14 protein-coding genes and 1 pseudogene are annotated in these 16,159 nt (G+C 43.6%); 1 reads left to right on the plus strand and 14 read right to left on the minus strand.

Annotated features, from left to right (window positions below):
- Window positions 1–169 precede the first annotated feature (169 nt).
- The 11 genes and pseudogenes from glyS to G400_RS0101875 form a co-directional block, all read right to left on the minus strand.
- Window positions 170–2,260 carry a glycine--tRNA ligase subunit beta gene (gene glyS / locus G400_RS0101825; RefSeq protein ID WP_017261944.1) on the minus strand — a complete coding sequence of 697 codons (2,091 nt, stop codon included), beginning with the start codon at window positions 2,258–2,260 and terminating at the stop codon, window positions 170–172.
- Window positions 2,260–3,246: a glycine--tRNA ligase subunit alpha gene (gene glyQ, locus G400_RS0101830; protein WP_017261945.1), complete on the minus strand. Its 987-nt coding sequence runs from the start codon at window positions 3,244–3,246 to the stop codon at window positions 2,260–2,262. The genes glyS and glyQ overlap by 1 nt, the downstream gene beginning before the upstream one ends.
- A gap of 425 nt (window positions 3,247–3,671) precedes the next feature.
- Window positions 3,672–4,436, minus strand: a pseudogene (recO, locus tag G400_RS0101835) (DNA repair protein RecO); the annotation flags it as partial.
- Between the two features lie 236 nt (window positions 4,437–4,672).
- On the minus strand, window positions 4,673–5,614 hold the full coding sequence (era, locus tag G400_RS0101840; protein WP_017261947.1) for a GTPase Era: 942 nt from the start codon (window positions 5,612–5,614) through the stop codon (window positions 4,673–4,675).
- 49 nt (window positions 5,615–5,663) lie between these two features.
- Window positions 5,664–6,062: a diacylglycerol kinase family protein gene (locus G400_RS0101845; protein ID WP_017261948.1), complete on the minus strand. Its 399-nt coding sequence runs from the start codon at window positions 6,060–6,062 to the stop codon at window positions 5,664–5,666.
- Window positions 6,046–6,528, minus strand: coding sequence for an rRNA maturation RNase YbeY (gene ybeY / locus G400_RS0101850; protein WP_017261949.1), 483 nt, complete (start codon window positions 6,526–6,528; stop codon window positions 6,046–6,048). The genes G400_RS0101845 and ybeY overlap by 17 nt, the downstream gene beginning before the upstream one ends.
- 68 nt (window positions 6,529–6,596) lie before the next feature.
- On the minus strand, window positions 6,597–7,574 hold the full coding sequence (locus tag G400_RS0101855) for a PhoH family protein (protein ID WP_017261950.1): 978 nt from the start codon (window positions 7,572–7,574) through the stop codon (window positions 6,597–6,599).
- A gap of 434 nt (window positions 7,575–8,008) precedes the next feature.
- A complete protein-coding gene (locus G400_RS0101860; RefSeq protein ID WP_017261951.1) occupies window positions 8,009–8,452 on the minus strand; it encodes a GatB/YqeY domain-containing protein in 444 nt (147 codons plus the stop codon).
- A gap of 97 nt (window positions 8,453–8,549) precedes the next feature.
- A complete protein-coding gene (gene rpsU / locus G400_RS0101865; protein ID WP_017261952.1) occupies window positions 8,550–8,738 on the minus strand; it encodes a 30S ribosomal protein S21 in 189 nt (62 codons plus the stop codon).
- A gap of 131 nt (window positions 8,739–8,869) precedes the next feature.
- Complete coding sequence (locus tag G400_RS0101870; RefSeq protein ID WP_017261953.1) at window positions 8,870–9,796, minus strand: deoxyribonuclease IV; 927 nt, start codon at window positions 9,794–9,796, stop codon at window positions 8,870–8,872.
- Between the two features lie 33 nt (window positions 9,797–9,829).
- Window positions 9,830–10,705 carry a YitT family protein gene (locus G400_RS0101875; protein WP_017261954.1) on the minus strand — a complete coding sequence of 292 codons (876 nt, stop codon included), beginning with the start codon at window positions 10,703–10,705 and terminating at the stop codon, window positions 9,830–9,832.
- 145 nt (window positions 10,706–10,850) lie between these two features.
- On the opposite strand from G400_RS0101875, the gene G400_RS0101880 reads away from it, so the two are divergent.
- Entirely contained in the window at window positions 10,851–11,465 is a 615-nt protein-coding gene (locus G400_RS0101880; protein ID WP_017261955.1) for a hypothetical protein, read from the plus strand.
- Window positions 11,466–11,606: 141 nt separating this feature from the next.
- Here G400_RS0101880 and G400_RS0101885 read toward each other — a convergent pair whose 3' ends face one another.
- The 3 genes from G400_RS0101885 to aspS form a co-directional block, all read right to left on the minus strand.
- Entirely contained in the window at window positions 11,607–12,965 is a 1,359-nt protein-coding gene (locus G400_RS0101885) for an NAD(P)H-dependent oxidoreductase (RefSeq protein WP_017261956.1), read from the minus strand.
- A 35-nt stretch (window positions 12,966–13,000) separates the two neighbouring features.
- Window positions 13,001–13,609, minus strand: coding sequence for an NADPH-dependent FMN reductase (locus tag G400_RS0101890; RefSeq protein ID WP_026017152.1), 609 nt, complete (start codon window positions 13,607–13,609; stop codon window positions 13,001–13,003).
- Window positions 13,610–14,307: 698 nt separating this feature from the next.
- Window positions 14,308–16,083: an aspartate--tRNA ligase gene (gene aspS / locus G400_RS0101895; RefSeq protein ID WP_017261958.1), complete on the minus strand. Its 1,776-nt coding sequence runs from the start codon at window positions 16,081–16,083 to the stop codon at window positions 14,308–14,310.
- Window positions 16,084–16,159: the final 76 nt, after the last annotated feature.

A 16,159-nucleotide genomic window follows, 5' to 3' on the forward strand; every position in this document is an offset into this window, starting at 1 on the left:
TGATGTTAATTCGAATGGTTCTCTCGAATTAACATCACGGACGATCGCCGAGACTCGGGGTTCACGAGGCTTGGCGGCGAGGTGAAAGACTCCGGTTTTCAGGAGGCTCGAACCGGTCCCACGGCGAGCGTAGCAATGTGGACAACCGGAAGCGTAAGGTCCCAACCACCTATTTAACGATCAATTGCTTAAGATCACCAAGGTGAATGGTAAGTTTCGTAAGCTGAGCAAGTTGATTCAAACGGTTACGCCGAATGGCTTCGTTATCATCCATAACCATATTGGCTTCAAAGTAGGCATCGATAACTGGCTGCAAGTCGGCCAATGCTTGGTAGTTTTGTTCTGGTGTCCGGTCATCGAAATGAGCCTTAACGTCATTAACACCGTCATACAGTTTTTGTTCTGCATCGTTTTCAAACAATTTAGGATCAACAGGCAGTGATGGTGCATCCAACAAATCTGCCTTCGTTAATCGAGCAACCCGCGTTAATGCTTCAATGGCATCCTTGAAGTTGCTGTCATCCACGTGCGCCACTAATGCGGCCGCATCATCCAACATGTTCACAACATCTGTAGTGTCAGCGCTCGTAACAGCATCTACAATATCATGACGAACATGCTGGCTAGCAAACCATTGACGAACCCGGTCGTTCATGAATTCCTGAATCCGTTGGCGGCTAGCAGCTAAGTTAGCTGTCAACTCTGGGTTGAATTCAACGTGCTTATTGGAAAGAGCAATTTCAAAGTCTTGCCCCATCTTCAACAATGGCAAGTGCCATTTCCGATCGCGCAGAATCCGCACGATACCAAACGCCTGACGCCGTAAAGCATACGGATCGTTAGAACCATTAGGAATCATGTCAGCTGCAAAGAACGCAGTGATACTATCGTACTTGTCCGCGATTGCCAAAGCCGCGCCAACGTTTGATTGTGGCAAGCTACCGTCGGCTGAAACAGGCATGTAGTGTTCACGAATAGCTTGTGCAACTGCCGGTTTCTCGCCGAACAATAAGGCATACTTTTCGCCCATAACACCCTGCAACTCGGCAAATTCGCCCACCATACCAGTTACCAAGTCAAACTTGTAAATTTCACTTGCACGCTGTAGATCAGCTAACTCAGTTTCGCTAAGACCAACACGTTGACCAATCAAATTGGCAATAATGCCAGTCCGTTTCATGTGTTCAGTCATGGAACCAATCTTGTCGTGGAAACTAACCGACTTCAGTTTGTTCACATAAAAGTCGATATCGTGTTTTTGATCTTCCTCATAGAAGAACATCGCATCTTCCAAACGAGCAGTTAGCACTTTTTCATTCCCAGCAATCACGTTATCCAAGTGCTGATCGTTCCCATTACGCACGGAAACAAAGTTTGGCAGCAACTTACCAGCCTCATCACGCACGTAGAAGAAACGTTGATGATCCTTCATTGAAGTAATCAAAACCTCATCGGGGATTGTGAGGTATTTAGCATCAAAGTGACCGGCAAACGCCGTTGGCCATTCAACTAGATTATTAACTTCTTCCAGTAAGTCCTCATCAATATCAATCGTCCAGTTATGTTCGGCTGCCAGCGCTTGAATTTGTTGACGGATCCTAGCTTTACGTTTGGCAGCATCCGCGATAACAAACTGACTTGTCAGGGCTTCTTCATAATCTGCCGGATGCTTAATTTCCACCTCGTGCCCAAGGAAACGATGACCTTGACTAGTTCGGCCTGTGCTGATGTCGAGAATACTGAATGGCAAAACCTCATCGTCCAACAATGCAATCAACCAACGAATTGGGCGAATGTATTGAAACTTGTAGCTCCCCCACTTCATCATGGTTGGGAACGTCATCGCCATGATGACATCCCTCATGCCCGTCAAAACCTCACTCACGGGCTGCCCAGTTTCGTGCTTTTGAACGTAAACGTACTGTTCACCCTTTAATTCTTTAAAAATGATGTCATCAACACTGGCACCTTGTCCACGAGCAAAACCTTGAGCCGCTTTTGTCCAGTTGCCGTCTTTATCCTGCGCAATCCGTTTAGCGGGGCCCTTAACTTCTTCTTCAACATCTGGTTGCTTATCAGCCAGACCAGAAATCAGTAACGCTAACCGCCGTGGTGTGGAGAATGGTTTGATGCTGTCAAACGTAATCCGTTGTTCGGCCAAATAGTTTTTTGTGCGTTCAACCAATTGATCAATACTTGGTGTCACCACGTGAGCAGGAATTTCCTCCAACCCAATTTCAAGTAAAAATTGATGTGCCATTATTTGGCCTCCTTTGCGTTCTTCTTAGCTGCCCGAGCAGCTTTCTTTTCTTCCTTTTTCCGCCAATCGGCAAGGACAGCCTCACGCTCTTTGTCGTCTTTGATCAATGGAAAACCACGTTTGGCACGTGCATTGATAAAGGCTACGGCAACACTGTGAGCAATCTTCCGAATACGACTTAGATAGCCTGCCCGTTCAGTTACGGAAACTGCACCGCGGGCATCAAGTAAGTTGAAGGTGTGTGAACATTTCAAAATATAATCGTACGCTGGGTGAACAAGCCCCTTACTCAGGTTAGCTTTCGCTTCACGTTCGAAATCATCAAACATATGCAAGAGCATATCTTGGTTACTTTCTTCAAAGGAATACTTACTGTGCTCGTACTCTGGTTCTTTAAAAATGTCACCATACAGTACGCCATCGCTCCATTCCAAATCGAACACGGAGTTTACGTCCTGAATATACGAAGAAAGTCGTTCCAAACCATACGTTACTTCAGCGGCTACTGGATTCATTTCCTGACCACCAACGATTTGGAAATAAGTAAACTGGGTGATCTCCATCCCGTCAAGCCAAACTTCCCAACCAACACCGGCACAACCCATGGACGGGTTTTCCCAGTTATCTTCAACAAAACGAATATCATGTTCAAGAGGATCGATGCCAAGTTCACGCAAACTGTTCAAATACAGTTCCTGCATGTTCTCGGGAGCTGGTTTCATCAATACTTGAAATTGGTGATGTTGGTATAGACGGTTAGGGTTTTCACCGTATCGACCATCTGCTGGCCGGCGACTTGGTTCCACATAAGCGGCGTTCCATGGTTCTGGTCCAATCGCCCGCAAAAATGTGTAAGGGCTCATCGTACCAGCCCCTTTTTCAGTATCGTAGGCCTGCATCAACATGCAGCCTTGCGCGGCCCAATATTGCTGCAAGGTCAAAATAATTTGTTGCACGGAAAGTTTTTCATCTTTTTTAATTTCCATGACGATCTCCCTTCAAAATAAAAACGCCCCTCCATCAGCACAAAATGTGTCGATGTAGGGACGTGAATTAATTACGCGGTTCCACCCTACTTCCCGAATTAAATCAGGCAGCTTAGTTGGTGTTAACTCCCGAAATGCCAATCTATCGCAACCATGACTGAGCTTTCACTATCCCCAGTTCGCTGACCATGACCACGATAACCCTTTTCGATCGCTGTTAACGTTTATTTACTTGTTCAACTTCATAATCATAGGCATTGTACCAGAAATTGTCAATGCTGGTCAGAATCTGTCTGTTGCTCTGACTCATCCGAGCCCATTGCCTTTTCGTCATTGACACCTTGACTCGTACTCAGATCGGATTTTTTGTCATCAGTCTTTAACGCCGCCTGGTGACGTTGTTTCAACTGTTGACCACGAGCTGCTAACTGATCTTCCCACGTCGCCATTTGGTCAATAAAACGTTTGGAACGCAAATGAATCCCAACGCTATTCTCATAAATCAAATCTAGTACTCGCCGCAATCCTCGCTTCGTTCTTGGTGACACATTAATTGTGGTGATTTTGGCCAAATCGATGACAGAAAACTGGCGTAAATAAAAGATTGTCCGTGCATCCAAATGTAGACGGTGACTATCTTGATCAAAATGATTGGCACAAATTAACCCACCAAGCTTTTCAGAATAGTCAAACGGCAAATCTGTCCTCCCACAAACGGCACATCGTTGCAATTCTGGGGCGACCCCGAAGGCCCGCAACAATTGAATTTCAATAATGTTGGTAATGATTTGCTCATCAAGCCCGTCATCAATGAGTGTCAACGCATTCTTAGTCTTCATAAACCAATCTGGCACTATTTGGCCATCCCGAAAGGCTGCATCGACCAATCCTAAAATATATGTTGCATATGCATTTTTATTGATGTCAGCGCGAATCTGTTGCAGTTGTGCCGTTTCTTTAGCTGCGTTAATAAAACTAAGTCCCTGATCGTTTACATTGCCGACATACGTTCCAACTGTAAAGGGTAAAAGAGCACTATGGAGACGCATGCCGCGGCGTTTGCCATTCTTAATAAAGAACATTTTTTTGCCATATTCGCCAGTAAAAATCTTAATCAACTGATCGCGTTCTCGATAATCATTCGCATACATCACGATGCCTTGAAACTGTGTATTCTGATAAGTTGCCACATTGCGCCTCCCAACTCCTAAATTAAATGCCAGCAGTAACGGTCATTGTCAATGCTTTTAACATATCTGACTCGAAAGTAACGAAAGTAAAAGTGAAAAATAGCACGGAATGAAACTATGACAAAATTCTGTCTGGATAATGAGTGTTAATGCAAAAGCACCTATTCCCGAGGCTGGGAATGAGGTGCCCTTGTGTCACTTACCTTTGGAACACAATCTTACTACTCAAACATGCACTAATAGTCTTGTGATTTATAACCGTATTCCCTTAGCGCGGAAGGTTTGTCCCGCCAGTGTTGAACCACCTTGACCCACAACTCCAAATAAACGCGATCGCCAAGCAGTGGCTCAATATCAGCACGCGCACGTGAACCAATTTCTTTCAACATCTTGCCGCCTTTACCAATAATAATGCCCTTTTGTGAGGTTCGATCCACAATAATCGTTGCTGCAATATGAACTAGTTCATTGGGCTGACCATCAGCTCGCTTCCCCGGACGTGACTCACGTTTCATCGATTCAACTTCAACCGCGACAGAGTGCGGCACTTCATCACGAGTTAGCTGTAACACTTTTTCACGAACAAGTTCTGCGACGACAAATCGCTCCGGATGATCCGTTATTTGATCCTCAGGATAGTATTGTGGTCCTTCTGGTAAGTCTTTGGAAAGCTGACTCAAAAATTCATCTACGTTGTTACCTTGCAAAGCGGAAATTGGATACACTTCTTTCCACTCGAGAGCATCCTTGTATTGCTCTAAAACGCTTAATAATTTATCTGGGTGAATCTGATCAATTTTGTTAATCACTAAATAAACTGGCTTATGGATGTCCTTTAATCGGTCAATAATGTAATTATCGCCCGCACCGCGTGTTTCTTGTGCATTAACCATGAATAAAACGGCGTCAACTTCGTTCAATGTCGATATGGCCGAATTGACCATAAACTCATCCAGCTTACTCGATGGCTTGAAAATTCCCGGTGTGTCAATAAAGACAATCTGTTCACTATTCGTTGTGTAAATACCCTGAATTTTGTTTCGGGTCGTCTGGGCCACATTACTCATAATCGCAACTTTTTGACCAATTACACGGTTCAAAAAAGTGGATTTGCCGACATTTGGCCGACCAACAATCGCCACAAAGCCGGAATGAAATGCTTGTTGTTCTTGCGTCATTTAGTGCTCTCCTTAACTATGATGCTATTTAGTATCATCACCATGTGTTTTAATTCAAAATCAAACTCCAAATTCTCGGGCCAAAAACTAACAATCCCGTAATCACTGCAAACAAGGCGGCAACCACCACCGCACCAGCAGCAACGTCCTTAACCTGCTTGGCTAATGGATCATACTGACCATGGGTGATTAAATCACTCAGAGACTCGGCGATAGTGTTCGCAAATTCTGCCAGAATAACGGTAAAAATGGCCAACGTAATCCATAGCCAATCCATTCGTGTAATTTGCAAAATCAAACCACACAACAGCGCCGCCAACGCAAAAATAAGGTGGTAGCGCATGTTAGGTTCATTATGAATGGTTCCAATAATACCATCCATGGCGTGATGAAACGCCTGAATAAAATGATGATTTTTCTCTGTTTGATGCTTATCTGGTGAGGCCATAATCGTCCAAGATCTTTCGTTGTAAATCAAACATCACTTTTTCATCCGCTGGTTCCATGTGATCATATCCGTTTAAATGCAGAAAGCCGTGAACCGCTAAGAAACCTAATTCGCGATCGTAAGAGTGCCCGAGATATTCTGCTTGGTCCGCAACTTTATCAACGGAAATCATGATATCCCCAATATTCATCGGAATTTCCTGACGTAACTCATCGTCCATGACAATCTCATCTTCATCGTCCGGATCCTCTTCGATTGCGAAGCTGATCACGTCCGTTGCTTTATCGACACCACGATATTCGCGATTCAACTTCCGAATCCCCTCATTATTCATAAACGTTAAGGACATTTCCGTATTCTCTGGTAACTTAATTGTCTTTCCGGCAAATTCGAGGATTTCACGAACCATCGTTACCCGTTCTTCGGGCACGCCTTGTTCTGTTTGATCAACTATCTCAAGATCCATGTTTATTCTTCACTCCGTTAATTTGATTATCTGACCGTATCTGTGAACTGAACTAACTCTTCATTAGGTTAGTCCTGCGTAGGCTGGTTTTCATAGGCGTTAATGATGCTGGCAACGACTGGGTGGCGAACCACGTCATCCGCATTAAATGATACAAAACCAATGTGATTAATGTTTTGCAACAAATTCTGAGCGTCAACAAGACCAGAATGTTTACCCCGTGGCAGATCAATTTGGGAAATATCACCGTTCACAATCATCTTTGAACCAAATCCCAGACGGGTTAAAAACATTTTCATCTGCGCATTAGTCGTATTTTGAGCCTCATCTAAAATAACAAACGCTGAATCCAAAGTACGACCACGCATATAAGCAAGTGGCGCAATTTCAATCACTTCTCGGTCTAACAATCGCTGTGTGTGCTCTGAACCGAGAATTTGATAAAGCGCATCATAGATTGGACGTAAATACGGATCAACTTTTTCCTTTAAATCACCAGGCAGAAAGCCAAGGCTTTCACCAGCTTCAACAGCGGGCCGTGTTAGGATGATTTTTTCAACATCCCCTCGTTTCAGAGCGGCAACGGCCATTACCACTGCCAAGAAGGTTTTCCCTGTCCCAGCTGGTCCAATACCAAACGTAATGTCGTTATGGCTAATCGATTGAACGTACTGACGTTGGCCATAATTTTTGACCCGAATTGCGCGTCCATGATCATCCTTAATCAGTGTCTGTTTGTACAAGTCCTGAAAATATTCTAATGTACCACGTTCGGCCATTTTCATTGCTGACACGACATCGGTACTGTTTAACGTAATACCACTCTTAATTAACTGAACCAGATTATCAATAATTTTAATTGTGCGATCCACGGACTGCTCGTCATCCCCGGATACGGTAATTGTATCGCCAAAGGCGTGAATATTAACATTCAGACCCTCTTCCAGCAAGCGTAAATTGGCGTCATTAGCGCCAACTAGGCCGGCTTCCAAATCCGGTGTGGACAAACGGAACTGTCGTTCAAATGCAAACTGGTTTTCTGCCAAAGATGTTTCGCTCCTTTGATGTTACTCTCTTTATTTTTGATTTATGTCTAAAGACTGTGAATGGCTACTCATTACCGTATGCAGACATCTTTTAAAGCTGCTTTTTGGTCGCCTATCTCATATCTTTTTTACCCATAATTCATTCACATGAACCTTGGGCCGTCAATGTTATCGACCGTATGCCTCATTTGACTGTTAAGCAACAGACAGCAACATTGAAGTTCCTAGATTGTAATTAGCTAGCACTGTACAATCTCTATTTTATCATAATCAACCACCAGCACAAACATTCTGCGACGCTTAGAACTGGTGTCACTACAACCTTCTTTTTAACTGAACAATCCAAAAAATCCCCATTCCCAAATACGAGAATAAGGATTCCATAATCACTTGCTCCAATTAAACTTTGTTCTTTAACCCCGTTACAAACTTGATTAACTTAACAGGTTTTTAACTGCCTGGTTAACCAGCTTGCCGTCTGCCTTGCCCTTAACTTTAGGCATTACGGCACCCATTAGCTTACCAAAGTCGGCCTTGCTTGTTGCGCCAACTTGTTGTGCAGTTTCTTTAACAACATTGTTGATTTCATCTTCACTCATTTGAGCGGGCATGTATTTCTCAACAATCGCAATCTCTGCTTTGGTATCATCTGCTAAATCTTGACGATCTGCCTTTTCAAATTCGGTCAATGATTCCTTGCGCTGTTTTAGCCCACGAGAGACCACCGTAACTTCTTCGTCAGGTGTTAAATCGTGACCCAGTTCGATTTTTTCGTTCATGACACCTGTCTTCAATGAACGGATAACGTTTAATTCTAATTTGTTGCGAGCCTTCATGGCCGTCTTCAGATCTTCATTCAATTGGGATAACAAATCCATAATTTCTCATACCTCCAAATTATTCAGTCACTGAATGTAGTATACCGCTTCTTGGACAGAAAAAAACGCCAGCCTAAGCTGACGTTCACTTTCACAATTAGAAACGACTCTTCTTGTTCTTACGCTTACGCGCAGCCTCTGACTTAAGCTTACGCTTAACACTTGGCTTTTCATAGAATTCCCGTTTGCGGTATTCTTGAAGGGTCCCGTTCTTCGAAACGGTCCGTTTGAAACGCCGGAGAGCATCATCTAAGGATTCGTTCTTGCGAACAACTGTCTTTGCCATTTTGAAATCCCCTCCCTTCGAGCGTTTAGTAACGGTTTTGTACGTTCTGCACTTAACTGTCCTTAAAGAAGTATACAGAAACCTTTGACCTTCGTCAATTATTCGAGCCAATTTATTTCAGAAAAATGCGATTAATTTAAAAAATTATCATAAGGCAGGTCATTTGCAATGTCACTAACAAGATGATCATTAAACTTACCAGCTTTTAATTCAGCAATTTCGTAGCCATATGGTGCTCGTTTATCCTTTGGCTTGTTTTCAGGATCAACGGCAACATATGGCGTTTCCATAATTTTTGGCACGTTAACAAATCGTTCATCGTGAGCAATCTGATTCAAACGATCGAAACCAATCGTACCATATCCTAAGTTAGTATGGCGATCCTTGTGCGCCCCTTGAGGATTTTTCGAGTCATTTAAGTGAATAACTTTTAATCGATCTAAACCAATAATCTTATCAAAGTCGTTCATAACACCATCAAAATCACCCTTAATATCATAGCCTGCATCACTGGTGTGACAAGTGTCAAAGCAGACAGACAGCTTATCGTTTAGCGTGACGCCATCAATCATTTCAGCAATTTGATCAAACGTAATGCCAACTTCGGTGCCTTTGCCAGCCATTGTTTCAATGGCAATCTGAGCATGCTGATTAGGCGTCAGAATCTCATTTAAGCCTTTAATGATTGATTGAATGGCAGCTTGCGGGCCTGCACCTACGTGAGCACCTGGATGCAAGACAATCTGTTCTGCCCCCAGTGCGTCCGCACGTTTGACCTCTTCCCTGAGAAAATCAACGGCAAACGCAAAGCTCTCCGCTTTAAACGTATTGCCAAGATTAACAATATAGGGAGCATGGACAACAATGTGATCCAAATTGTGTGCCGTCATAAACGTGTGACCGGCTTCAATATTTAATTCCTCAATTGGCTTGCGGCGCGTGTTTTGTGGCGCCCCTGTATAAATCATAAATGTATTGGCACCATATTTTGCAGCTTCTTCAGCAGAACCCAACAACATTTTTTTACCACTCATGCTTACGTGCGACCCAACTAACATCATTTTCTCCCTTCGAACTTTAGCATCTAATTTCTACAACCTTGGCTCATAAAAATTCCCCAGAATCCTGACAATATTACTCAGTGATACAAATGAATTGGGATCCGATTCGTTAATGGCCTCCTGCAGCTCACCAACTTCATAACCAGAGATAACTGTAAATAAAATCGACTTCTTATTGTGCTTGTAAGCCCCCTCAGCACCATGCACGATAGTAATACCACGTCGAATGTGATGTTGGACCGAATCCACGACCGTTTTTGGCCGGTCCGTAATAATCATCACCTGCATCCGCTGTTGACGGGTATACACCATATCCATAACCCGCGCGTTCACGAAGATACCGATTGCTGAATAAAAAGCGTATGGCCAGCCAAACACAAATCCCGCAGCAACAATGATGAAGGCATTAAAAGTCATGTTAATAGTGCCCATCTTACGGCCCGTTGCCCGACGGATCACAATCCCTAAAATATCCAACCCACCGGTAGAGATTCCGTAACGTAATGCTAAGCCGGTACCGAAACCATTGACAGCACCACCGAAAATCGCACAAATAATCGGATCAGTTGTTAAGGTTACAGGGTGTAACACCCGAATCATCACGGTTGACATCCCGACGGCAATGATTGTAAAAATCGTAAATCGATGACTAATTTTAATCCACGCCAAAATGAACAGTGGAATATTAAGCAAAAACAGTAGTTCGCCAATGCCAAGGTCCACGCCAAGATACCGTGTTGACAACGTATGGACCAGCTGGGCCGCTCCTGTAATGCCTGAAGAATAGATATGACCGGGATTCCAAAAGAAATTTAGGGCGATTGAGACACAGATCGAATAAATAAATGCTGTTCCAACCCGACCCGTATACTGGTGTCGTTCAATTAATTGCTGCAAATCATTCATAAAATAATGTCCTTTGTCTTAATGTGCCCCAATTATAACAAACCCATCACGCTGGCGCTTTTTTTATCGCCGCTTTTTTTGGTGGAAACCGTTTCCACCGGCGTTTGATGGTATACTTAAACAATTGACTAACCCGGAGGTATTCATGAATACGCAAGCAAATCAATTTTATAAAGAACCGTGGTTCGGGATTGTGCTAACCATCATTTTCTTTCCGGCTGGAATCTACGTGATGTTCCGTTTCGGTCCCTGGCAAAAACGAACTAAAACCATTCTGGCGATTGTTTTAAGCCTCGTTTGTATCGTTGTTTGGACAATTGCTGGCATGGCGCCTGCGTCTTCAAATCCCGGTGTGGGCGAAACTTGGTTAAGTACAAGCAAGGGCAAACCAACCATTAGCGTTAGTACCAAGCTTCACTTTAATGTGGATAACAAGGGTCGCGTACAGCTAAAAGGATCAACAAATTTACCTGATCAAACAAAGTTACATGTCACCATTAGTCATGGTGACGCAATTGTGGGCGATGATGTAACGGTTAAATCCCAAGCGTGGTCAACAAATGCTTTGACTCAGAATGGTCAACCGCTCACTCCGGCTACCTACAAAGTTCATATCACATCAAAAGGCTGGTCAATACAACCCAAAACCGTAACCGCAAAAGTTGGCACGCATGGACAGCAATTACGTGGCCATGAAGTGACTAAAACTGGCAAACAACGTTCCGTTGACATCCTTAAAACAGTCAGTTATCAACCTTAATTAAAATGTCTCGTCAAAAATACCGCTCATTCTCCTACACATCATCTTTGATCTGTAGAAACGAATGAACGGTATTTATTTGTGCTTAATAAAAGCGTTTGTCAATGTGTATTGGATTGGAATAGCTTAAATGAAAACAAACTATTCGTCTTCTGAAGCGCCAGTGACATCATCAGGTTCGGAATCAGCCGCTGTTTCAGTCGATGCTGATATTGATTCAGCACTTGCTACTGACGTTGGTTCTTCCTCATCTTCGGATGCTCCGGTACTAGCATCAGTTTCAGGCGTTGCTGGGGCTGCTACCGGAGCAACGGTCCGTTCATTGGCTGACGAGGCCCCTGTAGATGCGTCAGTCGTTTCTGCAGATGCACCGGTTACGGCATCTGGATCGTCAACTAACTTCTGACCGGTCTTAGCCAAGTACCATTTGATCATTGGCATTAAATCTTCAACGTATTCGTTAATCCCAAGATATTTATTCTCGCTGTCGCGCATCGCACGATAAGCATGCAAAATATACTTGTCTGGTCCGTTACCTGGCACAGGCATCTTAATTTCGTCTCTTTGGCCAGTCCGCAACATGTGAATAACTTCCTTAACATGCTTAACAGCACGAGCCGGGTGAACCATTGACATTGGATCGCCCGCCTGAGCCGGTGTCCGTGGTGCCAACATTTTATCAGCAGGCAGCATGTGGTTATAGTAAATGAACTGATTGTTACTGTCTGCATACGTCAATTCAATTGGCATTGAGTTTAAGAACGCGTTCAGCTGATCAACCGTTAAAAGGCCACGATCAAGTTTAACGTACGTATCACCTTCGACGGCATTGACCTTTTTAGCGGCCTGTTCGACCCAGTCATCAGCACCCATATCAACGCCTTCGACAGTCGTGTCGATCTTGCTAGAAGCAGTTAAGTCTTCGTCTTCAGCGCTGGTTGGTTGAGGTTCGTTTAACATATTGATCACCCTTACAAACTTAACAAACTTATCTAATGTACTGCCAAGAAACTTAACGGTGTTAGCATCCTTCAAGTTATCGTTTTCATCAAAGGCCTGCTTAACATCTGCCAATAGAAATTCATTACCAGGCATAACAATGGCATTAACGCCAGGTGATTCCAAAATCTGGCGAAGCATCAATTGTGCCCGCGAAGAACCTTGATCATAATATGAAGCACCAACAATCATCACAGGTTTGTCTGAAAATGGGTGAACATTGAATGATAACCATTCAATCACACTCTTCAAACTAGCCGTGAGTGTGTGATTATGTTCTGGTGTCGCAATAATAACCCCGTCCGCCTGACTAATCTTTCGCGTCAGGTAGGCAATTGGTTCACTGTCTGTTTGATCATCACTTTGATTAAACATTGGCACATCGTTAATATCTAAAATTTCCAAGTCAACCGTGTCGCTGAAGTGGTTTGCGATAAACTTCAGCAACATCCGGTTATAAGAATGGTCCGCTACCGAACCGGCAATTCCTACAAGTTTCATTATTTGTCGTCTCCTAATCACTCGCTTGAGTCACGTTACTGTTTATCCCAAGAATAGTCGCTAGCTTCTTGGCGATTGATACTTGTTGCGTGGTTAAGCTGCTTAGCCAAACCAACAAATGTTTGGAAATCAGCAAACAACCCATCAAGTTTGCTCAACTTTTCCTGGTCTAACAAATTTCCGTCGTCATCGAACGCTTGTAAAGAATGATCCAGCAAAAATTCTGAACTTGGCATAATGCGGGCCCGCAACTCTGGTGAGTCCAAAATAATGCGCAAGTGGCCTTGAGCCCGTGAAGAACCAAGTGAACCATACGAAGAACCGGTAATCATCACCGGCTTGTCCACAAATGGATGAATTCCGTAAGATAACCATTCAAGTGCATTCATTAAAGCTGCTGGAACAGAATGATCGTATTCAGGTGTACTGATAATGACACCATCTGACTGATCAATCTTATCAGCGATGGCTAAGGCTGCATCAGGCACTTTCATGTTGTCTGGTTTATTAAAGACGGGTAAGCCCTTAATTTCTACCACTTCAATGTCGGCCTGATCAGCATAGTGTCGCTTCATAAATTGGAGCAATTCACGGTTTGTTGATTTATCCGAATTGGTTCCAACTAAAGCAATATATTTATTCATGTTGAAGATCCCTTCTATTTCGGTAAACTTAATCGTCATTTGTGCAATATCGTTCATGACGACTGCCACCACTATTGTAAAGAATTTCACACAATCAAGCAACATAATCCGGTGTTAATAAATTCGCTCACATCTCTTGAAAAGCTGACGTTCAACCTTTTAAACAATTAAATAAAAATAACTACCATTCCGCCAGTGAGAGACGCCGTTTCATGAGGACCGGATTCAACCCGCCAAACCCGCGGTTTTTATCCTCGATTCTGAGCTGAAGTTCGCATCTCAGAAGTCGTCCCACAACACTACATGGCCAAAATGCAGGCCATAAGTGTTGTCGACAAGAAACTATGTCTCTCACTGGCTCCACTCCTTTTGACATGAAAATCACACACCTGTAGCCCACCACAACAAGATTCATTATTGTGAAACTGAATTCTTATTAATCAAAATACTGAAATTCAATTGTCTTTAACCTTTTGTCATGTGTGGCGCTGGATATAAAAAACTTAGCGAAAGCAGTAAAAAACTGCCATCGCTAAGTTTTTTTGAAATATGAACAAAATGTCGAAATACAAACAGCTTTATACTGCCGTCGTAGTCAAATATTGAGCAAACTACTGTTGCCAGTCGCAATAAATCAAATTAGCTGAAGCGTGTCACTGTTGGCAACCGTAAGCGGCATCTGGCAATTACAAAATTGTTTACTCTTTGTCCTGCTTTGTAACATTCAGATACAATTCTTCCAATTGTTTGTCAGCAACTGGACTTGGGGCTTCGGTCATTGGTTCAGTAGCCTTCGAGTTCTTCGGGAAGGCAATGACTTCACGAATGTTGTCAGAACCTGCCAAAAGTCGTGCAAACCGGTCAAGGCCGATTGCCAGACCACCATGCGGTGGAAAACCGTAATCCAACGCTGTTAGTAAGAAGCCAAACTGAGCATTGGCACGTTCAGGTGTAAATCCTAGCGCCTTCAGCATTTTTTCCTGTAATTCACGCGTGTGGATACGGATTGAACCACCACCAAGTTCCAAACCGTTCAAAATGATATCGTAACTTTGAGCATGAGCTTCATAAGGATTCTCACCCTCATTTAAGAAGTGCTCGTCACCTTCGTTTGGCATGGTGAATGGGTGGTGCGCTGGTACCCAACGTTGATCCCCTTCGTCATATTCAAACAACGGCCAGTCGATGATCCAAAGGAAAGCAAACTTCTTAGGGTCAATCATGTTTAATTCTTTAGCGATCGTTACCCGCAAATATGACAAACTGTCAGCAACGACCTTGCTACGATCAGCTACAAACAGCAATAAGTCGCCTTCATGAGCATCCATCGCAGTCGTGATTTCGTTGTACTGGTCGTTAACAAACTTGGCAACAGAACCACTGAATTCATCAGCGCCAACCTTGGCCCAAGCCAAACCTTTGGCACCAAAACGTTTGATGTAATCAGTAAAGGCATCAATTTGCTTACGTGAATAATGGTCTGCACCACCAGGTACCGCGATTCCCTTAACCTGGCCGCCATTTTCAACAGCACCACTGAAGACCTTGAAAGAACTGCCTTTCACGATGTCAGAGATGTCCTTTAATTCCATCCCAAACCGCAAATCAGGCTGGTCCGTGCCAAACCGGTCCATAGATTCTTGCCAAGTAATCCGGTCGAATGGCAACTTAACATCTAAATTCAACGTGTTCTTCATAACGCGGGCAATTAAGCCTTCAGTCATATCCATGATGTCATGCTGGCTCATGAAGCTTGTTTCCATATCAATCTGAGTAAATTCAGGTTGACGGTCACCACGTAAGTCTTCATCCCGGAAACAACGGGCCAATTGATAATAACGATCAAAACCGGCACCCATCAACAGCTGTTTGAACAACTGTGGTGACTGTGGCAACGCATAAAAGTGACCAGGGTAAATCCGGCTTGGCACAAGATAATCACGTGCACCTTCTGGCGTTGACTTTGTTAAGTCTGGCGTTTCAATGTCAATGAAGCCATTTTCATCAAAGTAACTGTGAACCGCTTGCGTGATCTTACTCCGCAAAATTAAGCCACGTTGCATTTCTGGCCGGCGCAAATCGAGGTAGCGATACTTCAGTTTTAAATCCTCAGAAGCTTCAACACCATCTGCAATATCGAATGGCGGCACTTTGGATTTATTCAAGATAGTTGCATCACTAACTTCGATTTCAACTTTCCCAGTCTTCATGTCTGGGTTAACTTCTTTGGCACTGCGGGCCTTAACAACCCCGCTGACCTTAATGACATATTCACTACGCATCTGTTCCGCTAAATTTAAAGCAGATTCACTGTTTGCGGCACTGAATACTAACTGAACTAGTCCTTCACGGTCACGTAGATCGATAAAAATCAGCTTACCTAAATCACGCCGTTTTTGAACCCAGCCAAACAGGGTAACCTGCTGACCTTCATAACTTTCGTCAATTAAACCTGCGTATTGCGTTCGTTCCATATTTCTCTCGCTCTCCTTCTGATTGCTCGACTTCTACCAGGGCTTCGGCATCACTCTTAACGTGCACCTGATGCCC

This window comes from Furfurilactobacillus rossiae DSM 15814, from assembly GCF_000428925.1.
GTDB lineage: Bacteria > Bacillota > Bacilli > Lactobacillales > Lactobacillaceae > Furfurilactobacillus > Furfurilactobacillus rossiae.